Here is a 23,620-nt window from a genome sequence, read left to right on the forward strand (position 1 = left end):
TTGTGCAGAGATAAAAACGACTCATTCCCCTGTAGTATAGGAAAGTGCATATTGGAGAATGTTGTTTTGCGATGGTGGAAAGACACTGCCATCCACCCAGGGCATCACAAAACGCCCAAATCCATTAAAAGGATAAACCCCAGACGATTGCACGCCTGTGGTTTTGCTGATAATTGTGTATGTCCCGTCACTGGAGAAAGATGGTGAGAATTCAATTCTTTCCACCCCTTGATCATTCCGAAAGGTGCCTGTCAGAGAGACTTCAGAGTCAATCTCAATGCTACAATCCAGTTCATCTTTTATAAGAAGATGTTCGGAAAAAGAGATATGTCCCTGTCCTTTTAACGTGGCAGGTACTGAGTTTGCTTCACTTTCAAACTCAATTTTCCCTATAGTAGTCCATTTCTGAGAACACACAGAAAAAATTCTGACCTCCAGAGTACCTCTGACATTGCACGGCTCTTCAGCGACCATCAGCGAAGGCGAGAGTCCTCGTTTGCGAATCAGGTCATTAAATTGATGGTTCATGGCTTTGGTAATCCGTCCGCGAATTTGATTGTAGAAAGGTTCGTCCAGTTCCATCCCCTGTACTCCCAGAAGATAAGCCTGCCCTTCGGCATTGAGCAGGCGGACGACGGCGCTCTTATCTGAGTGACAGGGATCAAAGTCCTCCAGTTCTGCCGCAAGCATCTGTTCACCCATTTGAGTAGCCAGTCGGTTTGCCTGTGCCTCCACGGTATTCAATCCCAGAATCCTTGCGTCATAAGCCAGACTTAATACTTCTCTGATTCCTGAAGTATCAGGTTTGATAGGAGAGGATTGATTGCCTTCAGATAAACTCGTGGACAATGCATTCAATTCTTTTTCAATACCGTTTTGTGCCAGTTGAGTGGCAAGGCTCAGAATTTCTTGAGGATTCCCTCCCACTTCAGCCATGGCTTCGGCAAAATCCAGACGCTCTTTCACAGTGACTCGCCAGTTCTCATTGCTTTTGGATTTTTGAGAGGCTGTCATCAGCAGAATCTGGGCTTCCTTGTCTTTCCCCTGCTGATGCAGTTGCCGGGCTTTTTCAAGGGTACCGGTGGTTTCCGATGAATGGGGTGTCTGGCACAGGGAATTTCCGGGCTTAAGAAGTTCTGCGATGGCTTTGGCTTGCTCTTCTCCTAAAGGAATTAACTGCGAAGGCTGGTTTTCGATTTCCTGTAAAGCAAACGGCATATGCGCCAGATGGGTTACTTCTCTTGGAAAGAAGAAGGGCGTTGAACAGGGATGGGTAAATGCCATGCTTTGAGAAGGGGAAGAAGCAGACGTTGAAGCGAGAGTGCTTTGAACGGAAGTCGGATTACAGGCAAACAGCAACAGAATTGCCCCCAGAATTTTTGCAAGCAAATGCCATTTCATTTTCTTTTTACCTCAGGGAAAGTTTATCGGCAATTGGGATTGGGATCGAAATTTACCTCGAATTGCGGTTGAGTGGTGAACACTGTGGCATATGGGATTGTCCGGTCTCCCTCAGGAGTATGAAAGGTGATCGTGCCTTTTCCCGTACTGATAAGAGTTAGTTTTGCTCCTTGAAAATCAGGGTTCAATTCAAAACGGAAAAGCAGTGGATCTTGAATATCTCCGGTACCTGTCGTTGTAGCAGTCTGGAATGTGCCTGTGCCTGCAGTAGGGATCTCTATTTCCACCAGTGTACTCCCTTCCGGTAAGGTGAATTGCACCTTTCCACTTGTCTCGACTGTGACTCCAGCCTCTGGATGACCTGTTACCTCAACGGTTAAGTTCCAGGGTCCAGACAGTCCAAGACAGGTTTCTCCTCTCCCCCGAACGGAGGCGGTGGAGATAAAGTTGTAATCGAAGGTGAAAAAATACCCGACAGATGGGGTAAAAGAAGGAAGAGAGGGGGGCTCGTTCAGGATCTCCGTTGGAGTTGGGGACGGAAATACAGTTAAGGTATGGAGCGGTTGAATTTCTGTGAACAATCCACTGCAACCACTCAGAAGAAACCATAGGATGAACAGAAACCATTTTGAAATCTTGGTCATCCTGATCCCAGCCAGAAAACACAATCTGGATACGTTGATTTAAATAGTTTATTATTATCATATCCCGTTAGAAAGGAAAGTTCAATATATTTTGAAAAAATGTGTGTTTGACTGGATTCAAACGCACATGTACAATCTACCTGAATTCTATTAAGTGGAGTACTGTTCTCATGAAATTGTTTGTACCGGGAAGAATTTGTTTGCTTGGAGAGCATTCAGATTGGGCAGGCGGGTATCGCCGCATCAATGCCGAGATTGAAAAAGGATATGCCATTATCTGTGGCACCAATCAGGGCATTTATGCCGAGGTGGAACCCCACCCGAATAAACTTGTCCTGACTTCGACAACCCCTGAGGGGGAAGTGGTAGGACCTTATGAGATTGACATGACCCCCCAGGCTTTGCTGGAAGAGGCGCAACGGGGTGGTTTCTGGAGTTATGTGGCGGGAGTGGCTTATCAGGTATTGATTAATTACCACGTGCGGGGATTGGTCATCAACAACTACAAAACTGACTTGCCCATTAAAAAAGGGCTATCTTCCAGTGCGGCAATCTGTGTGCTTACGGCGCGGGCATTTAACCGCATTTATGATTTGAAATTAACCGTCCGCGGCGAGATGGAATTAGCCTATCAGGGTGAAATTACCACCCCCTCGCGCTGTGGGCGCATGGATCAGGGGTGCGCTTTTGGAAACCGTCCTGTCCTGATGACTTTCGATGGTGACCGACTTGAGACCAGAGAACTGCGTGTGGACAAGGACATGTATTTTGTTCTGGTGGACCTGCTCTCTCAAAAAGACACCCTGGAAATTCTGAATCGCCTTAACCGTTGCTATCCATTTGCCGAGAATGAAATGGAGCGCAACGTTCAGCAGTTGTTGGGACCCATAAACAAAGAGATTATCCACCGTGCTATCGACGCGCTTCAGCGTTCGGACGCGGAAACCCTGGGCAAGATCATGGTTGAAGCCCAGATGTACTTTGACCGTTACGCCATGCCCGTCTGTCCTGAGGAATTGACCGCTCCCATGCTTCACCGGGTGCTGGACTACGAACCACTCAAACCGCATATTTATGGGTGTAAAGGGGTTGGCTCTCAAGGGGATGGCACGGCTCAGTTTTTATGTCGAAGTGCTGAGGATCAGGAAAAGGTGGTTCAGATCCTCGAACGGGATTTGGGTTTGCCTGCCATGAAACTGACCCTGCATGCAGGACCAAAAGTGAGAAAGGCGGTCATTCCTGCCGCTGGATTTGGAACGCGTCTTTTCCCAGCCACGAAAGCCACCAAGAAAGAACTCTTCCCCATCATTGACCGTGACGGCATTGCCAAACCTGCAATTTTGCTAATCGTCGAAGAAGCCCTGGACGCAGGAATTGAAGAGGTCTTTATCATTGTCCAGCGAGGTGATTTGGAAGATTTCCGGCATTTCTTCAATTCACAGATTTCGATTGAGAACTTCAACAAACTGCCTCCGCATTTCCAGGAATATTCGCGGCGATTGCTTCAAATGGGGCAGCATGTTCATTTTGTGGTGCAGGATAACCAGGAAGGTTTTGGACATGCGGTTTATATCACCAGAGATGTGATTGGCGATGAACCTTTCCTGTTGATGCTGGGAGATCATATTTACCGCTCGAACACTTCAATTTCCTGCGCCCGTCAGATGATTGAAGCCTACAACCAGTACGGAGTCAGTATTGTGGGGTTGAAGCGGACTCCTGAAGAGGATATCAGCAGTTTTGGCGTGGTGAATGGCGTCTGGTTGGAAGAAGATCGGGTGTTGAACATCACCGAGTTTGCTGAAAAGCCTACTCTGGACTATGCCCGAGTCAATCTCCGTACACCCCGAATCCCTGATGGGGAATACCTGACCGTTTTCGGGCAGTACATCATTAAACCCGAAATTTACGATATTCTGGAAACCAGCATTCGCAACAATTTACGGGAACGCGGAGAGTTTCAACTTACTCCTGCGCTGGATCGTCTGCGTCAGATGGATGGGTTTCACGGTTTGATGATTGACGGGCGACGCTTCGATATCGGGATTCCCGAGCATTACCTTCAGACTTTGCAGGAATTTGCCCGTCCGTAAGGCGCAAACTGCGCTTCAGTAAAGTCAATTCCTGAGCAGTGAGGTCTCGCCATTCACCGGGGGAGAGACCTTCCAGGGTGAGTGGGCCGATTGCCACACGCACCAGCCGCAGGGTGGGATGTCCCACTGCGGCGGTCATGTGGCGAATCTGTCGTTTTTTTCCTTCTGAAAGAACGATGCGCAGCCAGGTGGTCGGACCGTGTGGGGTAACAGGCTTGGGACGCGGCGGCAGGTCCGGCTCCGGAATCACCATAGCCTGGCAGCGCCGGGTTTGTCTCCCTTTTACCTCTACCCCTCGGCGCAGTTTTGCCAGGGCTTCGCTGGAAACAATTCCTTCCACCTGCACCAGATACGTTTTGGGATGCTGGTAGCGCGGGTCGGTCAGACGGTGCATTAAAACGCCATCGTTGCTGAGGAAAAGTAACCCTTCGCTGTCCATATCCAGCCGTCCTGCGGGGTACACATCTGGCACAGGAATCCAGTCTTTCAGGGTTGGGCGTCCTTCGGGGTCGGTAAATGCAGTCAGCACCCCGTAAGGCTTGTAAAAGAGGAGGTATCGAAATGATGCGCGTGGGTCCTCTCTGGTTTTCATCCTGTACCACCTTTCTCATGATATTTTAAATGGAGAGTGGACGAAATGGTTATAATTAGAGGAGATTGGTCAAAAACATGAAAAAAATTTCCGTCTTGCTCATTGTCTTCAACCTTGCATTAAGTGGTTGTAATCTGCCGGTTTCCCCTGCAGAGACGCCTGTCCCCACGGCGGATCTGATTGCCACTCAGGTCAGTATTCTGATGACCAGCCAACCGACTTCGACGGTAACACCGACGGATATTGTGCCGCAGGTGGAAACGCCAACTCAGGTGCCTTCTGCCACCTTGCCTGCTCCTTCTCCAACCCCTGTGCCGGGTGATCCGGCTCTCGCTCTGGGCACTCCCTCCTGGCAGGATAATCTGGATACGGCGAAAAACTTTTATCTCTACGAGAATGACAATACCAGAATTGAAGCCGAAGATGATGGCAGTATTGCCCTGACGGGAAGAAATGCCAATGGCTGGCATGGCTGGACATTGACCTATGCTTCTCCGGCTGTGGATCTGTACGTGGAAGAGGTTTTCCGCACCCGCGATTGTGCAGGGAATGATTTATACGGCATTGTCTTTCGTGCCAGCAAAGAAAACAGCGCTTATTTCTTCGGTGTAACCTGTGATGGGCGTTTCAACCTGTATGCGCGGGATTTTAATAACAACGTGAATGCGGAACTGGTCAGTCTTACGGCAGATGCGGCGATTCGTTCGGGCTCGAATCAGACGAATCGTCTGGGGGTAATGGCAAAAGGGAATGTGATTCGCCTGTATGCCAACGGCGTTCTCCTCAAGGAACTGGAAGATTCAACCTACACCGCGCCGTATTTTGGTGCCTTTGTTGCCGCAAACCAGACCGCGAATTTCCGTGTGGACCTGGATCAAATTTCAATGTGGAAACTGGAATAAAAAAGATGAGTACAACGGTTACCCCTACATTAAGACAGAGAGCCATTCAAATTGCGCGGGAAGTGCTCAAACACAACCCGATTTATCTGGACACAGAGACCACCGGTTTAGGCGCTCAGGATGAAATTATTGAAATCTCCATTGTCAACGATCAGGGGCAGGTGGTCTATGAGAGCCTGGTTCGTCCAACCCGTCCGATTCCTCCGGATGCTATAGCGATACATGGAATCACCAATGAGGAGGTACAGAAAGCCCGCCCCTGGCATATTGTCTGGCAGGAAGTTCGTCCGGTTCTGCTTAATGCCGGCGTGGTGGTGATTTACAACGAAGAGTTTGATCTGCGTATGATGCAACAAACTCATGCACGATTGGGTTTGCCGTGGCGTGATCGTTTCCGCACTTTTGATCTGATGAAACTGTACGCCGAATATTACGGGGAATGGGATCCCAAACGCCGTTCTTATCGGTATCACTCACTGGAAGCGGCAGGAAAGCAGTGTGGCATTGCCCTTCCAAATGCTCATCGTGCCACTGCCGATACGCTTCTCACCCGGGCATTGTTGCATTTCATTGCCGGTGTGCCGTACTAGTTGCTTTGTCATGAATTCAGATAAATTGTTCTTAAAGGTAGTGCCATGAAAAAGATTCCCTCATCTGAAATAACCCCTGAACATGTGTATTTTTCGCGCCGGCGATTCCTTCGGGAAGGGATGTTACTGGCAGGCGCGGCTTTGCTTGCGGCATGTGCTCCTCGAGCGTTGCAGGCAGGTTCTCCTGCTGATGCCACCCCCACGCTTCTTCCGGATCGTCCCAACACTTATGAGGAAATAACGAACTACAATAATTTCTACGAATTCAGTTTTAGCAAAGAAGCCGTTGCCAGACTTTCTGCCGGGCTGGTAACATCCCCCTGGGAAGTGCGGGTGGAAGGTCTGGTGCGCAACCCTGGGGTGTACGATTTGGATCAAATCCGCAAGCAGTTTGATCAGGAAGAGCGTATTTACCGTCTGCGCTGTGTGGAAGGCTGGTCAATGGTTATTCCCTGGGTGGGTTTCCCATTGCACAAACTGCTCAAGGCTGTAGAGCCCACCTCAGATGCCCGCTACGTTCAGTTCACCACCCTGTACGATCCTCAGCAAATGCCGGGTCAGAATAATAAGATGTTTGAATGGCCCTACGTGGAAGGCTTACGAATGGACGAAGCCATGCACGATCTCACGCTCCTCGCCACGGGGATTTATGGCAAAGACCTGCTGCCGCAAAATGGTGCGCCAGTCCGTCTGGTTGTTCCGTGGAAGTACGGATTCAAGAGCATAAAATCCATTGTAAAGATTGAACTTACAGCCGAAATGCCGCCTACTTTCTGGTCGGAAGCCTCGCCGGATGAATATGGCTTTTATGCCAATGTCAACCCTGAGGTGCCGCATCCACGCTGGTCTCAAGCCAGTGAGCGCCGAATTGGAGAATCCGGCAGGCGTCCAACGCTTAAATTTAACGGTTACGAGGAAGTCTCCTCTCTGTACGAGGGTATGGATCTGCGGCGTAACTATTAATCAAAATAAAACGCGGAGCCGTTGATAAGAAATCGGCTCCGTGTTGATTTCACAGGCTCTTCGCTCAGGAGAGTGCCTTTACTGTTTAATGCGCATTTTCTGGATGCGCCGTTGCAGATAAGGCGAGAAGTAACCCTCATAGCGGGCTTGCAGTTCAGGCAATTGCCAGTCGTTGCCGGTCACTTTCCCGCGGCAATTCGGCTCGCCGCAGTGACATTCAAACTCATCGTATGGACTGCTATCACTCATGGCGTAATCAAAGCAGACTTCTTCATCAGGTTCAATGTCCCGCATGGCAACCAGCGCAATTTGGCCAAATAACCCGGCGTTGGGATTGCAGGAATGATTAAACATGTCTGCGGGCTCGTCAATTCCTAGAGGAATAAGGTAAATCCCTTCATCCACCTGAATGCCGTGGGTAGCCTGTTCAACGGGAATCTCATCCAGTTCTTCCTCGGTGACCACTCTTCCGCCCCATACGGTAATCAGTTCTCCCGCAAGAATTTTTTCTCTGGCAAATACACCGTAACCACCCTTATCCGGGCAATGCCGGGCTTCGACTTTGGGGGAAAGGTATGAATAGCGTTCTGGTTGCTTCATGGTTTCTCCGTTCTTGAAGTGTCAAGGCGTTATCATATCAGGGAATCGTTTGAGGTCAAGGGCAAAACCTTTTCCTTTTGTTCTTCCGGAATGACCTGATACACCCGAATCACCAGCCGTTCCCAGGGATCTTTTTCCGGGTCAAACTCCATCACTTCGGCTTCAAGAGGAATTCCCTGGTCAGCGATTCTGGCGGGGACTTCGTTCAGGGTGCGGGGGATGTACCCTACATGATACCCCTGCAACGTATGAACGGCGATGGCGTTTTCGTCATAAGGATTTTGTGGTTCGCGTTCCAGTTTCAATGCAATGCCGGGTTTCAGCGTTTGAGCGACCTTTCTGCGCATCCCGCTGTGATACTGAAAACCGGCAACGCAGGTTTCCAGAAGGACAATTTTTTGTCTGGGTGTTTCCTTCTTTCGGATGATCGGTGGGAGCGATACCCAGACCATCATGCCCAGAAGGGCTTTCAGAAAGTTTCGTCGAGAATCCATGTCATTCCCCCAGAGGAAAAACTTTTTTCAAAAATTTGGATAATTTTATCATGACCTGAAATGACCTTGACCAAAAGTTTTATTTAAATGGATTAATGTTTATTCAGGGCAACGGATTGGGGGAGAGGTAATCCAGCAGATTCCCAACGCTCCGGCGAAACTTCTGTAATCTTTAAGGCAGTCAACAGCAGGGCTTCGGCGCGGTTTTTGAGCGGGCTGCAATCCATCGGAGACTGGTCCAGTTCGGTGAAACTCTGGAAAGTTCTGCGATCCCATGCGCGGCAAGCCCCTCCGCAAAGATAACGGTAGGGACATTCTTTACAGGTCTGGCGGGAATCAACGCTGTGGTGGGACAGGCTTTGAAAGACAGGGGATGCTCTCACTTCCTCTAATCCGCCAGTTTCCAGGACATTCCCCACTTTAAGAGAGGGGAAACTCAGTGCGTAGCAGGGATAGACACTTCCATCCGGTTCAATGTAGAGGTTTTGCCCCAGTCCGCAGGAAGAAGCCGGGGTGAAACCGTATGCCATCCGCTCTTCAGGGCTCATACTGAACCAGACCGCTTCAACGGGGATATCGGGATAGGTATGGGCGGCTCTTCCCAACGGCAGTAAAGGACGAATGCGTACCCGCCGAATGCCCATTGTGCGTGCCAGCGCGCGTACGTGTTCGCCGGGGGCGCTTTTTGCCTGCTCGAGCGGTAGAACCGCTGCAAGGGAGACTTCTGCATTGCCGTGCATTGAGAGCAAGTGCTGCAGATTTTCTACCGTCCGCTGATAGGCTTGATCTCCTCTGCGGGCGTTATGGGTTTGCGGGTCGCCATCCAGGCTGACCACAACTTCATGGGGATAGTTTGCGACTGCCTGCAGTTCTTCATCCGAGAGGGGAGAGACCAGACTGGTGCGTAAAACAATTCGCATAGGCAGTATTTCCGACCGGATGCGGGCGAGGCTCTCCAAAATGGGGAAAATTTCAGGATGAACCAGTGGTTCCCCACCGGTCAGAATGAAATGGCGGAAACCTGCCTGTGAGGCTTGCTTTGCCAGCCGGATGACTGCTGATGCAGGGAACGAAGGGGATGAACGTCCTCCCCGTGCGTAACAGTGATTACAGTGGAGGGGACACTCAAAGGTGAGATGAAGATAGAGGTTATTGCGGATACTTTTGGGTGTGGTCAGGCGCTGATGCAGGTTCTCCAGGGCTTGCCTTGCCTGCCGGGGATTGCCAATCACCCCTGCCGAGGTCAGCCGCTGGAAGGCTTCATCGACGGTTTGGGAGGCTCCCAGCGCCACCACCGCCAGGGTTTGTCGGGCGTGGGCAATGGCTTCTGTGGGATGAGGGCGTCCGCTCATCAAATCCAGCAATGCGCCCCGGCGGAGCAGGTTGGGCGCGGGAGATTCAACCACTTCCTGGAGATTCTCCGGAGAAAATGCCTGGCGGGTTGCCAGTTCGGTGATTTCGGTGAAGATTTGTTGATAGGCTGTGCAATAGGGATCGCGCATCTCGGTGGAAAAGCCTGCCTGGTTTTGCGCCAGCACGTTATAAGGGCAACCCCCCCGGCAAATATCCAGGAAGGCGCAATCCCTGCACCGATTCTGAATGGTATTTTGACGTTGCAGGAAGGCTTGCCAAACAGGGGATTGTTCCATCGCTTCGTGGGATTCCTGGATCGATCCAAGGCGAAAGCGGGGATTTCCGGTAAATCGCTGACAGGGATATACACTTCCATCCGGTCCTACCGCAAGGTATCCTCCCAGACAGTCGCCAAAGGTGCAAATACCGCCCTTTCCCCGTGCAATCGAGCGGGCAATGGCGTCGAGGGTTTCAATGCGCAGTTTGCTCAAGTTTTGCAGGTAATAATGGAGAATTTGCACAAGCAAATCTCCATAGGCTTGAGGGGGTAAAGCCCAGTCCGGTTGTTGGAATGGGGTACCGTTCAACATTGGCTGGGCGGGATGAATGGAAATATTTAACCCTTCCCGGATGAAAAAAGCGAGGATTTCTTCCCAGTGTCTGGCGCTCTGTCGGGTAAAGGTGACAATACACCCTACAGCCAGACCTTTCTGTCGGGCTTTTTCAATTCCCCGCATGGTACGGCGAAAATATCCTTTTCCCCTCTGGGCATCGTTGATGAGTTCCGGTCCATCCAGACTGGTGCCAATAGATACCTGATGCTCGGCGAAAATTTCCAGTAAGGTTTCATTGAGTAACCACAGATTGGATTGCAAATTGAAACGGATGTTTTTATCGGGAGCGCTTTGGCGCAAAAGAGGCAGGGCAGTGCGATAAAATTTTGTTCCTGCGGTTAGGGGTTCACCCCCGTGAAAGGTGATTTCCAGTGCATTGGCTTTTTCCTCTGCTATCCACCGGGCAGTGGATTCCAGGGCCTGTCTGCTCATGATCTCCCCTGTCTGATGGGGACCAAAACAATACTGACAGGATGCGGGACAGCCCAGGGAAGGGACAATCATGCGATGCAGGGTCATATTCATGATTATAATCATCAAAGAGAGAAAGTTTTCAGGAACTTTTCAATTTTTTCGAACGTCTTAAATTTTGAAGGAAAACTGGAAAGGAAATCAGGATGAAAAAGAAACTTTGGTTAATGCCTGTCCTACTGGCTTTGGTTTTAATGTTTACGGCGTGCAATCTTCCAGTTGCCCAGACAAGTGTGCCGGAAAATCTTGCCAGCACACTGGCGGCGCAAACCCTGGAAGCCATGATGACACAACTTGCGGTTACGCCCACCAGAGGGCAGGGTACGCCTCCGCCCACACAGGTTCTTCCGACGGCGACCCCGGCTCCAACGAACACCCCCACGCCCAGTCCTACCGCTACCCCTGTTCCTGTTCCATGTGATGCCGCTGCGTTTGTTGGGGATGTGAATATTCCCGATGGAACGGTAATGGTACCGGGTCAGAAATTTAATAAGACCTGGCGAATCAAGAATACAGGCTCGTGTACGTGGACGAAAGATTATGCTGTCGTCTTTGTGGATGGGAATGCCATGGGTGCGTCTGCCGCGATACCTTTAACGGGCACAGTGGCACCCGGACAGACCGTAGATATTACTATCCCGCTCACCGCGCCTTCTCAACCGGGTACGTATCGCGGCAATTTCAAGTTGCGCAATCCCAATAATATGGTGTTTGGTACAGGAGCGAATGGACAGTTTTCCTTTTATGTGGAAATTAAAGTCGTTCCTCCTGCTACCAGCGATGGCTACAACTTTGTTTACAACTTCTGCAATGCCGAATGGAGCAGTGGTGCGGGCTTTTTGCCTTGCGGCGGCAAAGATGGCGATGCCAGAGGGTTTGTGATCTATCTGGATAAACCCCGCCTGGAGAACGGTCAGGTGGATAATGAACCTGCCCTGTTAACCGCGCCGCAAAATATCAACGATGGGGTTATCCGGGGGAAATACCCTGTCATTAAGGTCAAATCGGGTGACCGTTTCCGGGCTATCATAGGTTGCGAATACAATGCACGTAATTGTAATGTGCGCTTCCAACTGGATTATCAAATTGGCGATGGCGCGATTCAAACGCTGGCATTCTGGAATGAAAGTTATGATGGCAATTTCACCAGCGTAGATGTGGACTTGAACGCACTGGCAGGAAATGACGTTCGTTTCATTCTGACGGTGCTGGCGAATGGCTCTGCTGATGGCGATCGTGCTCTCTGGCTGATGCCGCGAATTTTGAATGTGCCTCCAACGCCAACGCCGACCACGCCGCCGACTCCAACACCATAGCGGTTTATCTCTTTCCCCCTTGCGGCGAAATTTTCTGCAAGGGGGAATTTTGTTTTAATCCGATTGATTTTGTGCGATAATGGATAAAACCCGATTGCTGGAGGAAAATAATGCCTTCCTCGTTTTATTCCGCACGAGTGACGTACGCCAATGGAATTGCTGCATCCGGGGTTCAGGTGCGCCTGTATGATCGGGATGCTCCCGATGGAGAAGATGATGACCTGACGATTACTCCTGGAATGAGTGACGCGCAGGGCTTTTTCACGGTAGGCTACGATCCATCTCGTGCTCGTGATGTTCATCGGGTTCAGCGGGTGGAGCCCCGCAACCCCCCGTGGGACTGGACACCTGTGGAGAGGGAAGTTCTGGAACCCGATCCGCATGATTCATTTCAACCTTATCTGCTATTTACGTATTTATTTCAGGGACGGGAAGTCAAAGCGGTCGCAGATTTAAAGTCTCCACATTATGTTTATGCGCTTCAGGAAATTCAGGAAAAACGTTTTGTCCCATCTATCCATGGATTTCGTTTTATCAATTCATTCCCGGGTTTTTTCCTTCCTTTCAGCATTCCTTTTTTCCCTGAAACCCAGAGCAGTAGCGTGTATGGCTTATGCGGAGGAATGTCCTCTGCCGCGCTGGATTTTTTCTTGATGAATTTGCCCGTTCCATCCCAGACGCAAGTGCCTCCTACCGGAACGCCCCTTCATCAATACCTGTATCAGCGTCAGTTAGATTCCTTTGGTATGTTGGGAGCCGTGATTCGGCGTTTTATTGAATGGATGGGATTGCCGGATGAGGGTGAGAAAGGAACGCTCAAAAGGACACTGGATGAATTTGAGAAAATCCGAACACGTTTGAATCGCTTCAGTCCTGTTCCATTGGGAATTCAATATGTCAAATGGCGGGATACCCATCAGGTCTGGCAGAATCATCAGGTTTTAGCCCTGCATTACACCCGTCCGACAACCGGAGAAATTCACCTGTTTCTGTACGATCCCAATCATCCGGGGCGGGATGATGTGTATATCGAAGCACACAAAGTCTCCGTTGGACAGGGTAAGGAAGGGCTGCGCTGTTTTCAACGGATCGGCAATGAACGTGCCATACCCCTTTACGGATTTTTTGCCCTCCCTTATCAACCGGCGATTCCGCCCGCTATCCTCTTATCGGGTTAACCCGAAATTTCATCCACAATCAAACTGGCGCTTTTCTTTTTTCTTGCTACAATAGAAGTGAAGAATTTAGCCCAAATTCATCCTGTTTGAGTGGAGGTGTGCCTATGTCATCCATGAAGACCACCCTGGAGGGCTACGCCAGTTACCGGGGTCGGGAAGGTCATTGGTCGTTCCTGCTTCATCGTATTACGGGTTTGGGGGTGGTTCTCTTTCTGGCAATTCACATTGTGGATACCTCGTTTGTCTATTTTGCGCCCAAACTCTACGATGAAGTCCTCAATGTGTATCGTTCGACCCTCTTTGGCTTGGGCGAGATAGCGCTGGTTTTTTGCCTTTTCTTCCACGGGGTTAACGGGTTGCGCATAGCCTATCTGGACCTGTTTGCGCCTCAAAACTGGACGATTGAAAAGACGCGTCGTTCCACCTACATCGCCCTCATTGTGACACTGGTATTGTGGTTGCCTTCTGCGGGCATCATGCTGTACAAACTGCTTTACCACAATTATGGGTTATTCGGGGGATAGGAGGATGCCATGACGACGACAACTCGACCGGTAAAAGTTAAACGGACATTTGAGCAAACTGCCTGGTTATGGATGCGTTACAGCGCATTCCTCCTCATTCCGCTGGCATGGGGACACATGATTCTGCAGGATGTGGTGGTGGGGGTGCACAACATTAACGCAGATTATGCCATTCAACGGATTGCCAACCTGGGGTGGAAAATTTACGATATTTTCCTGCTGGGATTTGCCTTTGCTCATGGCATGAACGGTGTGCGGCAGGTACTCCGGGATTATATCCGCAACCCGCAGACGTTTCAGGTAGTCAGCATTATTTTGCTGGTGGTATGGTTCGTCATTACCATGATGGGGGCAATTGCTCTGCTGGCAATTAACCAACCCCTGGGAGGATGAGGAGAAAATAAAGCCTATGGAAAACTTTCATCAGTACGATGTGATCGTCGTTGGTGGTGGTGGTGCTGGATTGATGGCGGCGATGTATGCTTCGCGTACCGCCAAAACCGCAGTGATCAGCAAACTGTATCCGGTTCGTTCCCATACTGGTGCGGCGCAGGGTGGGATTGGTGCCGCGCTGGGCAATCTGGAAGAAGACCGTCCTGAATGGCATACCTTTGATACCGTCAAAGGCTCGGATTATCTGGGAGATCAGGATGCAATTGAATTCATGTGTAATGAAGCCGTTCAGGCAGTTTATGACCTTGAACATATGGGCTTGCCCTTTTCCCGTACGGCAGATGGGCGCATCGCTCAGCGCCCGTTTGGGGGACATACCAATAATGTGACCGGTAAACCAGTACGCCGTTCCTGCTACGCCGCTGACCGCACCGGGCACATGATTTTACAAACGCTCTATCAGCAATGCATCAAGAATCAGATTGTGTTCTACGACGAATTTCAAGCCATGGATGTCTTGATTCGCGATGGTAAGGTAGCCGGGGTGGTTGCCGTTGAACTGGCGACCGGGGAATTGCACGTGTTTCAGGCAAAAGCCGTGGTCATTGCCACAGGCGGGCATGGGCGCATGTGGGAAATTACCTCAAATGCCTACGCTTATACCGGCGATGGCGCGGCAATTGTTGCCCGCCGCGGGATTCCTCTGGAAGATATGGAGTTTTTCCAGTTCCATCCCACGGGCATCTATAAGTTGGGAATCCTCATCACCGAAGCTGTGCGTGGGGAAGGAGGGATTTTATTCAACGGCAAAGGGGAACGCTTCATGGAAAAGTACGCTCCCCGCATCAAGGATCTGGCATCGCGTGATGTGGTCAGCCGTGCCATGTATCTGGAAACCCGTGCCGGCAATGATGTCAACGGTCAGCGTTTCTTCTATCTGGATGTGACTCCCGAAACGGTGAATAAATACGCCGAACTGGACGGTCGCACCCGCCCGGACGGTACTCCCTACCGCGTCACCGCGGAAGAAATCCGCAGTAAGATTCCGGATATCACCGATTTCTGTGTCACATATCTGGGTATTGACCCCACCCGCGAACCGATTCCGGTTCAGCCTACCGCTCACTACGCCATGGGAGGTATCCCGACCAATAAATTCGGCGAGGTAGTGATTGACTCTCAAAATACCGTTCTGCCAGGCTTGTATGCCGCCGGAGAGGTGGCGTGCGTTTCCGTCCATGGAGCAAATCGCCTGGGGACAAACTCGCTGGTAGATTTGATTGTGTTTGGAAAACATTCCGGTTTGCGCGCGGCAGAGTATGCGCTTGGCGCTGACTTCACCCCCCTGCCTGATGATCCCACCGGTTACGTTCGGGAACAAATTGATCGTCTGCGCACAGGGAGCGGCAAAGAACGTGCTGCTCAGATTGGACGGGAATTGCGCTCTACGATGTTCGATCTGGTAGGCGTATTCCGCACCGAAGAAGGGCTTACCCAGGCAATGGAGAAAATTCAGGAACTGCGCGCCCGTTTCCGGGAGGTGCGTGTAGCAGACTCGGGCAAAGTGTTTAACATGGAATTGATGCAAACCTGGGAACTGGGTAATTTGCTGGATCTGGCGCTGGTGACCACCCGTTCGGCGCTGGAACGCCGCGAGAGCCGCGGCGCTCACGCAAGGGATGACTTCCCGGCACGTGATGACGTCAACTGGCTGAAACACACGCTGGCTTGGCTGGAGGGTGATTCGGTGAAACTGGATTACAAACCTGTCGTGATTACCAGGTATCAGCCCAAGGAGCGGACTTACTAGGAGGAGCATATGCAGGTCAAATTGCGTGTTTTCCGCTTCGACCCGGAAAAGGATCAAAAACCCCGCTATGATACTTTCATTATGAATGTGGATCCCAATGATCGGGTCCTGGATTTACTGGAATATGTCAAAGCCGATTTTGATCCCTCGCTGGCTTTGCGCCGTTCCTGCGCCCATGGCGTATGTGGTTCAGATGCCATGCGTGTGAATGGACGCAATTATCTGGCGTGTAAGGTGCTGGTGAAAAACCTCAACGCCGATACCATCACCGTCGAACCCCTTCTGGGGTTGAGGGTCATCAAGGACCTGATTGTAGATATGGGACCGTTCTTTGAGAATTATCGCTCGGTTCTACCTTATCTGATTAACGATGAACCTTTGCCTGCCGACGGGAAAGAGCGTCTGCAAACCCCGGAACAGCAAATGCGCTTTGAAGAAACCACAAAGTGCATTCTCTGTGCGGCGTGTACTACATCCTGTCCTTCCTTCTGGGCGGATGACCGCTACGTTGGACCGGCGGCAATTGTCAATGCCCACCGTTTCATCTTTGATAGCCGTGATCGCGGAGCGGAAAAACGCCTGAATATCCTCAATGAGCAAATCGGGGTATGGCGCTGTCGTACGGCATTCAACTGCACCGAAGCCTGTCCACGGGATATTCATATCACCCAGGCGATTGCTGAAGTGAAGAAAGCCATTATTACCGGCAAAGTTGAATAACGGACAGAAGTACGGTTTAAGGGCTGCCCGGTACTTCTTTCCGGACAGCCCTTTTTTCTTTCAACGGATGGGCAATATTCGCAGGCGGAATGTATCCAATGGTTGTGTGACCCACACCTTGACTTTTTGCGCTTCGGGAATGCTTTCTATCCTTGCGTGAGGGGCTTCTACCAGAAATCCCCTGGGATATTGATACTGCGGCACGTATAATTCAGTGGGAGCGGCAAGGGAAGGATCGGGCTTAAAGATAAATTCCAGAACTTTCGTGCGGATGTCAAAGGCGAGGGATATGGGTTCGCCTGCGGTGGCAATGGGGTATGGGCGCAGGATGGCTTCCAGGGCTCTGCCGCCTGAATGGATATCGGCAGGATTCTTCTGGTCATCGCGGCTGAAGATGGAAAGGTCTTCGTCATTCCATTGATCCCCATGGGCGTGGTCGTTATCGGGACTGTAATTCCAGATAGTATATGAAAGCAGGTTCTCTTCCAGTGCCCTTAACGAGCGGTCCATTGCCTGGATTTGGGCAGAGTAATCTCCCGTACGGTAAGCGCGTTTCCTGGAGAGATCAAAGGGGATTCCCACCTCACCGATGAAAACCGGACAGCCGTTCAGGCGTTCGCGGGCTTCTTCTACGTACCGATGAAGTTGCTGACGGAATGACCGCTGGATGGCTTTCTTGCCAAATACGAACTTCCCGCTGAAGAAATCCACTGAAATCCAGGGATTGTATTCTTTCAAAATGAGGGTAAACCCGTCATACCAGTGTGGGGCATAGACGATATTTTGAGCGTCGTCTGGTTCCCAGCGCGGAGCAGGACTGGAGGGTTCGGTTTCAATAAAAATGATGGCATCGGGCATTTCTTTCCGGATTTCTCGTGCAAAGCGATTGGCAAAGGGACGGTAATAGTCCTGATTGAAGTCCAGAATGTGCCCATCTTTTTCGTAAAAATGGTGAGGACGAATAATTCGGGGTTTTCCGTCGGCGCCAATGTCCCAGACGCCGTTCTGCCGCCAGATATCCTCAAAGCCTTCTTTCCACAGGCGTACTCCCTGGGGATTCAGCAGGCGTTTTCCTACCGGACGGTTGCCGCGCAGGTCAATATCCCAGATATGCACTTCCTGAGGCAAGCCTGAAGCCAGTACCATGGCTTGAAGGGGTGTAGGAAAATCTCCCAGACGAGGGCGTCCACAACAGTGATTTAAATCTTTGACCCCGATGTATCCTTTGGCAGGTTCATTCATGGTGTCGAAGCCAACAACATTGGGCAAATCTTTGAGCGTGTTTGCCACCTTACGTATGGCGGCAATGTAATGGCGTTGCAAAAATTCCTGGGCTGATTCTCCCTCGATGGTCGTAAGCGGGGCAAGATCCTTCCCCGCAAAAAAGAGGGCATACATGGTGGCTGCAGCCAGTTTGTGGGCATTGGTGGGCCAGATCATGCGCGGGAAAGGATCTCCATGGACGGCATGGACAATAGCCGCGCCAGTTTCGTGCAGGCGGGTGAGGTCAAAGCCAACCATTTCCAGAGTCCAGCCGGGAGCGCCATCCCCACCGGTAAACCGTGACCACACATCCTGATGCGGGTCAATAAAAACCTGGATATCGAACTCAGCCGCAATCCGAAGGACTTCGTGAAGATATTCAAGATAGGCTTCGTCGTATATGCCCGGTCCGGCGTGTTCTACGGCTTCCCAGGTGATGAGAAAACGCAGAAAAGTAAATCCCCAGGTCTTGAGGCGCTGGAAGTGTTCGCGGGCTTCTTCTAAAGGAAAAGGACGTCCTATAAACGAGACGTTGCGATGGTCAAAGAAACCTTCTTTTACGTAAGTGGCGCCGTGAGGATAAGGGACTTTACTGCTCCCTGCAAGATTGACCCCGCGGAGCATGAGGGTACGTCCATATGCATCCACAAAACGATTCTTCTCTGTCCTGATTTCCATAACTTCAACTCCCTCTGTTGCATGCAAATAGGCTTTTTAGCAGGTTGGTTTTTGCAAAATGACCAGAGAAAAATCCATCAAAGATCGCTATAATAATTATAGAAGAAGTCCTCCATGGAAAGGAGGTGAATGGTATGTACGCGACGATTTTGAGGGGACAGGTTGGTCGTGAAAATTGGGGGCGTTTACAAACCGAGTATGAAAAACTGTTGCTCTCCAAACCAGAGGAGGTGCTGGAGACTTTTCTGCTCCAGAGTGAAGATCAGCCAAATCTGTGGGAAATTGTGACTCTTTGGCGAAGTGAAAAAGCCTTCAGGAAAGCCGTTGAGGAAAAGAAAACCGAGGCTTGTGAAGCGTTGTTTTGCGATATGGGAAGCGTACCGGAACGACTTCATTTCCATGTACGTAGAGGGTTTGAACGAATTTAGAACTTTACTATAGTAAAAAGGGGCAGAGCAATGCTTCTCTGCCCTTTTTACTTAATTTTGATATGTATATGTAATTTGGTGATATATTACCCTCTGTTTGTGGAAACCTATCACATGACAATCCCCATTGGATTGCTGTATAAGCGAAGAAGCGTAATTTTTCCCCGGAGGCGTGCCTCATGGTAGATTTGTTCATTGGTGCAGGAATCCTGTTCTGTGCCTATAAAGCAATGCAGGAAAATCGCTTGCTGGTTTCTGCTCTCTGGCTGGCGTTGACCAGCGCGCTGGTCTCATGGATGATGTATCGAGTGGGAGCGGCAGAGGTAGCCGTAGTAGAACTCAGCGTTGGCGCCGGTTTGGTTACGGTTCTCTTCGTCTTTGCCATCAACATTGCTGGTGATGAGTCTCTCACCAGGCAATCTCTGGTCCCTCGCCCTCTGGCGTGGTTTGCAGTAGTGTTTTCTATGGGCTTGCTGGTATGGATGATCATGCCTGCCCTGCAAAGCGAACGCATGCGAGCCGTTTTAGAGCAAACCGGGGTGCTGGCAGGGTTGTTCCGCTCCGTGTTGTGGAATGATCGCCGGGTGGACACCCTGATGCAGGTGGTGCTCTTTTTTGCGGGTGCGCTGGCAGTGCTGGGGTTAATTGGCGAACCAAACAAGTCTCGGGAGGAGCGTGAATAATGTTTTACCTTCCCAATATCGTTCTGGTAGTGGTTCTTGCATTGCTGGGAATTGGGATTTACTGTATCCTGATCAGCCGTAATCTCATCAAGATTGTGGTCGGTCTGCAGATTGCCGTCAAAGGGGCTTTTCTGGCGCTGGTGCTGGCTGGAAAACTTGCCAGCCAGATTGACGTGGGACAAAGCATTGCGCTGACGGTGATTGTCGCCGATACCATTGTGGCGGTGGTGGCGCTTGCTCTGGCAGTGCAGATTCGTCGCAAGTTTGGCACGCTGGATGTTCACGCACTTATGTCATTGCGGAGGTGAGCGTTGACAGCAGGCATTCTTCTCCTCACCATTTTCCTGCCCTGGGCTGGTGCCCTTTTTGTCTGGCTGGTGGGCAATGACCGTCCGCGCCTTCAACACAGTCTCGCAGTGGGATTTTCAGTGGCAGGCGGGGTGGCAGGACTGGCTTTGTTAGCACTGGGGTCTCCAGACGAGATGGTCGTCCTTTCGATTGGTGGAGCGTTTGGAAACTTCTCCTTCCGTCCCGATGGCTTGGGAGTCTTCCTGGCGACCATTGCCACGGTGATTGGCTCGCTGGCGGTCATTTTCTCAGTAGATTACATGCGTCATGAAGCCCAGTTGGGACGGTATTACGCGCTCGTGCTTTTCTTCATCGGGAGCATGTCAGGGCTGGTGCTGACGGGTAACCTCTTCCTCATGTTTGCCTTCTGGGAAATGACCGCGCTCTGCTCCTACGCATTGATTTCCTTTTATAACGATGACCCCAAAGCCGTAGCGGGTGGTATTAAAGCCCTGGTGATGACTCAACTGGGCGGCATCGGGTTATTGATTGGGGCGATCCTTTCGTACAGTTATCTGGGCACAGTGGAGATCAATGTGCTTTTAGACAAGGCGGAACTGTTGCCGTCCAATGTGTTGGGCATCATGGCTTTTGGCTTCCTGATTGCTGCGGCGGCGAAATCGGCGCAATTCCCCTTCCAGACCTGGTTACCCGATGCAATGGAAGCGCCTACGCCGGTCAGCGCGCTCATTCATGCCGCCACAATGGTCAATGCAGGGGTGTACCTGCTGGCGCGTTTTTACCCTGCCTTTGCCGGGGTTCCCGGCTGGCAGGAGGCTGTCATGGTGGTGGGCATGCTTTCTGCTTTACTGGCTGGATTGATGGCGCTGGTTGCTACGGATCTGAAACGGGTGCTGGCGTATTCAACCGTAAGCCAGTTAGGTTATATGGTCTATGCGGTGGGAGCCGGAGGAGTGTTTGCCAGTCAGTTTCATCTTTTTTCTCATGCCATTTTCAAAGCCCTGTTGTTCCTCGGGGCAGGGGCTGTCATCCATTCGGCAGGAACGCGGGATATGCGTGAGATGGGAGGGCTGGGAAAGCAGATGCCCTTTGTGCGCACCGTCTTTGTCATTGGGGCTCTGGCTTTGGCGGGAATTCCAGTGCTCAACGGGTTCTGGAGCAAAGAACTGGTCCTGGAGGCGGGCTTGCAAGGCGGTGCCACCTGGATGTTTGGCGTCATGCTCTTTACAGCCGGGTTAACGGCACTCTACACCTTCCGGTGTGTCTGGATGGTCTTCTGGGGCGAACCTCACCATCCTGCTCATCTGCATGATGCCGGTCCTGCCATGAAAACGGCTCTGGCGCCGCTGGCTTTTGGTACGCTTTTCTCATGGCTTCTGGCAGGAAGTTTTTCTCATCTTCTGGAAAAGACATTGCCGTATCACGATATCCACGCAGTCTCTCTGGTTGAAATTCTTGAGGAAGTCATCTTTGCTCCTGCTACCTGGATTGCACTGGGTGTTGTGGCACTGGGTGTGCTTACCTGGGTTTTCCGCGACTCTTTGCGACTTTGGCAGGAAGTGTTTGCTGGAATTGGACAGACGGCTCGTCAGTCTTTTGGCTTTGAATGGCTGAACCAGGCTGTTGTGCGCACCACCATTCAGGTAGCCGAGGATTTGAGAAACCTGCATACAGGTGTTTTGAACTGGAATGTTCTGGCAATTGCTTTGACATTGCTGGTTGTGGTGGTCATTCTTGCATTGGGAGCGTAAATCATGGATGCTGGACGGGCTCTGTTGTTGCTCCTTCTAATCCCTTTTGCGGCTTCTCCTGTCATTTATTTGACCGGGAGATTGAGTGTGTTGAGGCAGGGGACAGGACTGTGGTTGGCTCGCTGGTTCACCCTGATCGTGTACCTGGGAATGGGTTTACCCCTTTACACTCTGGGCAGATACGTCCTGGAACTGGGTCCCGTTGATTTGAAAATTGGCAGAATTGTCCTTCAAATGGACGGGCTTGGTTTATTCCTTGCGGTCACCGTCTGGCTTCTTTCAACGCTGGTGACCATTTTTTCCTTTCCTTACATTCGCGGAGAAGAAGACGAGGAAAAGTACTACGCGCTTTTACCCGCCCTTTCCGCTACGATGATCGGGCTGGGGTGCACTCGCGATTTGTTCAATTTGTGGGTCTGGTTTGAAGCCATGGCAATCACCTCGTACTTGCTGGTTGCCTTTTACCACCACCAGAAAGGGGCTTTGGAGGCGACAGTCAAGTATCTGGTTCAGTCTGCCGTTGGCTCTATCATGATTCTTCATGGCATCTCGCTGGTGTTTGCCAGGACCATGACCCTCGATTTGCAGGAAATCCCACCCCTGATGGCAGATTCCGGTTTATTTGGTCTGGCGGCGGGAGCGCTGTTTGTGGTGGGGTTTGGCGTCAAGATTGCCCTGGCGCCTTTGCATACCTGGCTGCCCGATGCTCACTCCCGCGCTCCCAGCGGAATCAGTGCAATGCTCTCCGGGGTGGTCATTGAAAGTGGTCTGGTGGCATTATTACGCGCTTTGGGGACGCTTTCACAGGCTTCTCCGGCATGGGGAGCGCTGCTTCTGGGCTTTGGCGCGATCAATATATTGATCGGTAACCTCATGGCGCTTCGGCAGGAGGAGGTCAAACGTATGCTGGCGTATTCCAGCGTGGCACAGGTGGGATACATGCTGTTGGGTTTTGGTGTAGCCATGTCCTATGGAATTGCCGATGGCGCAGAAGGCGGTTTTTATCACCTCTTCAACCATGCCCTCATGAAAGGGCTTGCCTTTTTAGCCGTCGGGGCTTTTCTGTATGCCCTCTACATTACAAAAGGCAGTCATGCCCCGCTCATGGTCTCCGATCTGGATGGCGCCAGCAAGAAGTACCCCCTGACCGCATTTGCGCTCAGCATCGCCCTGCTGGCGCTGGGAGGTTTGCCGCCGCTGGCAGGCTTTGTCTCCAAATGGCAAATTTTTGTGGCGGGTGCTGAAGTGCGCAGTACGCCGTTGCTATGGCTGATCATTTTTGCGGGATTGAACAGCGTGCTCTCTCTGGGATATTACGCTCCGCTGATTAATCGCATGTACCGCAATCAGCCATCTGAAGTGGTGCAGGCGGGACAGCCTATTGCGGTTTTAATCTCCCTGCCATTACTCATCCTTACCCTCGCCATTGTGGCAATTGGATTTTTCCCGGGATGGATGGTGCCCTTAAACGCCTCAGCGGCTTCCAGTTTGTTGATGGCATTTGGATTTCGGTAGGAGGTATTGAGGTATGATCTTAACCCCACCTGTTGCGCTTTTGATTTATATTGGAGTTGTTTTGCTGATTGTCTGGTTTGGACGCCAGCTGGCGGGCATTTACCGCCGGGATCCATTAAAAAGCCAGTTATACGCTTCGGGTGAAGAGGCGCCGAGTTTCCTGGCAGCGCCCGGCTATCGTCCTTTCTTCCTGGTTGCTCTGTTTTTTGCTCTGTTGCATTTAGGGATGCTGGTGCTGGGTTTGAGTGAGTTCTCTACCGCATCCGTAATTTATGGAGTCGGTCTGGCGATAGCGTTGCTGGTGTTATTACTTGGATGAGGGATGGGAGGGATGT

At 51.1% G+C, this 23,620-nt stretch carries 22 protein-coding genes and 1 pseudogene; 16 read left to right on the top strand and 7 right to left on the bottom strand.

The genetic code is table 11. The features are described from left to right. Positions 1–21: 21 nt before the first annotated feature. On the bottom strand, positions 22–1,401 hold the full coding sequence (locus LHF31_RS13995) for a hypothetical protein (protein WP_298003987.1): 1,380 nt from the start codon (positions 1,399–1,401) through the stop codon (positions 22–24). A gap of 23 nt (positions 1,402–1,424) precedes the next feature. After that, entirely contained in the window at positions 1,425–1,688 is a 264-nt protein-coding gene (locus LHF31_RS14000) for a hypothetical protein (RefSeq protein ID WP_298003985.1), read from the bottom strand. Between the two features lie 743 nt (positions 1,689–2,431). On the opposite strand from LHF31_RS14000, the pseudogene LHF31_RS14005 reads away from it, so the two are divergent. Further along, positions 2,432–3,982: pseudogene (locus LHF31_RS14005) on the top strand (sugar phosphate nucleotidyltransferase); the annotation flags it as partial. A gap of 28 nt (positions 3,983–4,010) precedes the next feature. On the opposite strand, the gene LHF31_RS14010 reads toward LHF31_RS14005, so the two are convergent. Continuing rightward, the gene (locus tag LHF31_RS14010; protein ID WP_363324752.1) at positions 4,011–4,730 is read right to left on the bottom strand and encodes a pseudouridine synthase; all 720 of its coding nucleotides are present in this window, start codon (positions 4,728–4,730) and stop codon (positions 4,011–4,013) included. Positions 4,731–4,807: 77 nt separating this feature from the next. Between LHF31_RS14010 and LHF31_RS14015 the strand changes: the two genes are divergently transcribed. The 3 genes from LHF31_RS14015 to msrP are packed head-to-tail and all read left to right on the top strand — an operon-like array spanning position 4,808 to position 7,185. Continuing rightward, entirely contained in the window at positions 4,808–5,632 is an 825-nt protein-coding gene (locus LHF31_RS14015) for a hypothetical protein (RefSeq protein ID WP_298003979.1), read from the top strand. 5 nt (positions 5,633–5,637) lie between these two features. Beyond that, complete coding sequence (locus LHF31_RS14020; protein ID WP_298003976.1) at positions 5,638–6,222, top strand: 3'-5' exonuclease; 585 nt, start codon at positions 5,638–5,640, stop codon at positions 6,220–6,222. 45 nt (positions 6,223–6,267) lie between these two features. Further along, entirely contained in the window at positions 6,268–7,185 is a 918-nt protein-coding gene (msrP, locus tag LHF31_RS14025) for a protein-methionine-sulfoxide reductase catalytic subunit MsrP (protein WP_298003974.1), read from the top strand. A gap of 78 nt (positions 7,186–7,263) precedes the next feature. Here the strand turns inward: msrP and LHF31_RS14030 are convergent, their stop codons facing one another. From LHF31_RS14030 to LHF31_RS14040, 3 genes are all read right to left on the bottom strand, one after another. Next, positions 7,264–7,785 (bottom strand): SET domain-containing protein, encoded by a 522-nt coding sequence (locus tag LHF31_RS14030; RefSeq protein WP_298003971.1) that lies wholly within the window; start codon positions 7,783–7,785, stop codon positions 7,264–7,266. A 32-nt stretch (positions 7,786–7,817) separates the two neighbouring features. Continuing rightward, positions 7,818–8,279: an HIRAN domain-containing protein gene (locus LHF31_RS14035; RefSeq protein WP_298003969.1), complete on the bottom strand. Its 462-nt coding sequence runs from the start codon at positions 8,277–8,279 to the stop codon at positions 7,818–7,820. 92 nt (positions 8,280–8,371) lie between these two features. Continuing rightward, complete coding sequence (locus tag LHF31_RS14040; RefSeq protein ID WP_369685050.1) at positions 8,372–10,783, bottom strand: TIGR04083 family peptide-modifying radical SAM enzyme; 2,412 nt, start codon at positions 10,781–10,783, stop codon at positions 8,372–8,374. Between the two features lie 80 nt (positions 10,784–10,863). Here LHF31_RS14040 and LHF31_RS14045 point away from each other — a divergent pair, with 80 nt between their 5' ends. The 6 genes from LHF31_RS14045 to LHF31_RS14070 all read left to right on the top strand — a co-directional run bounded on the left by LHF31_RS14045 (position 10,864) and on the right by LHF31_RS14070 (position 16,658). Further along, positions 10,864–12,033 carry an NBR1-Ig-like domain-containing protein gene (locus LHF31_RS14045; protein ID WP_298003966.1) on the top strand — a complete coding sequence of 390 codons (1,170 nt, stop codon included), beginning with the start codon at positions 10,864–10,866 and terminating at the stop codon, positions 12,031–12,033. A 110-nt stretch (positions 12,034–12,143) separates the two neighbouring features. Next, a complete protein-coding gene (locus LHF31_RS14050; RefSeq protein ID WP_303774406.1) occupies positions 12,144–13,211 on the top strand; it encodes a hypothetical protein in 1,068 nt (355 codons plus the stop codon). A 104-nt stretch (positions 13,212–13,315) separates the two neighbouring features. Next, a complete protein-coding gene (gene sdhC, locus LHF31_RS14055) occupies positions 13,316–13,735 on the top strand; it encodes a succinate dehydrogenase, cytochrome b556 subunit (RefSeq protein ID WP_298008403.1) in 420 nt (139 codons plus the stop codon). Between the two features lie 9 nt (positions 13,736–13,744). Further along, entirely contained in the window at positions 13,745–14,128 is a 384-nt protein-coding gene (locus LHF31_RS14060; protein WP_298008400.1) for a succinate dehydrogenase, hydrophobic membrane anchor protein, read from the top strand. 16 nt (positions 14,129–14,144) lie between these two features. Then, a complete protein-coding gene (locus tag LHF31_RS14065) occupies positions 14,145–15,938 on the top strand; it encodes an FAD-dependent oxidoreductase (protein WP_298008396.1) in 1,794 nt (597 codons plus the stop codon). Positions 15,939–15,947: 9 nt separating this feature from the next. Then, complete coding sequence (locus tag LHF31_RS14070; RefSeq protein WP_298008394.1) at positions 15,948–16,658, top strand: succinate dehydrogenase iron-sulfur subunit; 711 nt, start codon at positions 15,948–15,950, stop codon at positions 16,656–16,658. A gap of 60 nt (positions 16,659–16,718) precedes the next feature. Here LHF31_RS14070 and LHF31_RS14075 read toward each other — a convergent pair whose 3' ends face one another. Further along, a complete protein-coding gene (locus tag LHF31_RS14075) occupies positions 16,719–18,599 on the bottom strand; it encodes a cellulase family glycosylhydrolase (RefSeq protein ID WP_303774410.1) in 1,881 nt (626 codons plus the stop codon). Between the two features lie 134 nt (positions 18,600–18,733). Here LHF31_RS14075 and LHF31_RS14080 point away from each other — a divergent pair, with 134 nt between their 5' ends. From LHF31_RS14080 to LHF31_RS14105, 6 genes are all read left to right on the top strand, one after another. Further along, complete coding sequence (locus tag LHF31_RS14080; RefSeq protein ID WP_298008853.1) at positions 18,734–19,027, top strand: hypothetical protein; 294 nt, start codon at positions 18,734–18,736, stop codon at positions 19,025–19,027. Between the two features lie 179 nt (positions 19,028–19,206). Continuing rightward, positions 19,207–19,710 (top strand): hydrogenase subunit MbhD domain-containing protein, encoded by a 504-nt coding sequence (locus tag LHF31_RS14085; protein WP_298008856.1) that lies wholly within the window; start codon positions 19,207–19,209, stop codon positions 19,708–19,710. Next, positions 19,710–20,018: an NADH-quinone oxidoreductase subunit K gene (locus LHF31_RS14090; RefSeq protein WP_298008858.1), complete on the top strand. Its 309-nt coding sequence runs from the start codon at positions 19,710–19,712 to the stop codon at positions 20,016–20,018. Before LHF31_RS14085 ends, LHF31_RS14090 begins: the two co-directional genes overlap by 1 nt. A 3-nt stretch (positions 20,019–20,021) precedes the next feature. Further along, positions 20,022–21,770 (top strand): NADH-quinone oxidoreductase subunit L, encoded by a 1,749-nt coding sequence (locus tag LHF31_RS14095; RefSeq protein WP_298008860.1) that lies wholly within the window; start codon positions 20,022–20,024, stop codon positions 21,768–21,770. Between the two features lie 3 nt (positions 21,771–21,773). Beyond that, positions 21,774–23,285 carry a complex I subunit 5 family protein gene (locus LHF31_RS14100; RefSeq protein ID WP_298008862.1) on the top strand — a complete coding sequence of 504 codons (1,512 nt, stop codon included), beginning with the start codon at positions 21,774–21,776 and terminating at the stop codon, positions 23,283–23,285. 13 nt (positions 23,286–23,298) lie between these two features. After that, a complete protein-coding gene (locus LHF31_RS14105) occupies positions 23,299–23,604 on the top strand; it encodes a hypothetical protein (RefSeq protein WP_298008865.1) in 306 nt (101 codons plus the stop codon). Positions 23,605–23,620: the final 16 nt, after the last annotated feature.

The organism is Anaerolinea thermophila (genome assembly GCF_020723905.1).
Taxonomy (GTDB): domain Bacteria; phylum Chloroflexota; class Anaerolineae; order Anaerolineales; family Anaerolineaceae; genus Anaerolinea; species Anaerolinea thermophila_A.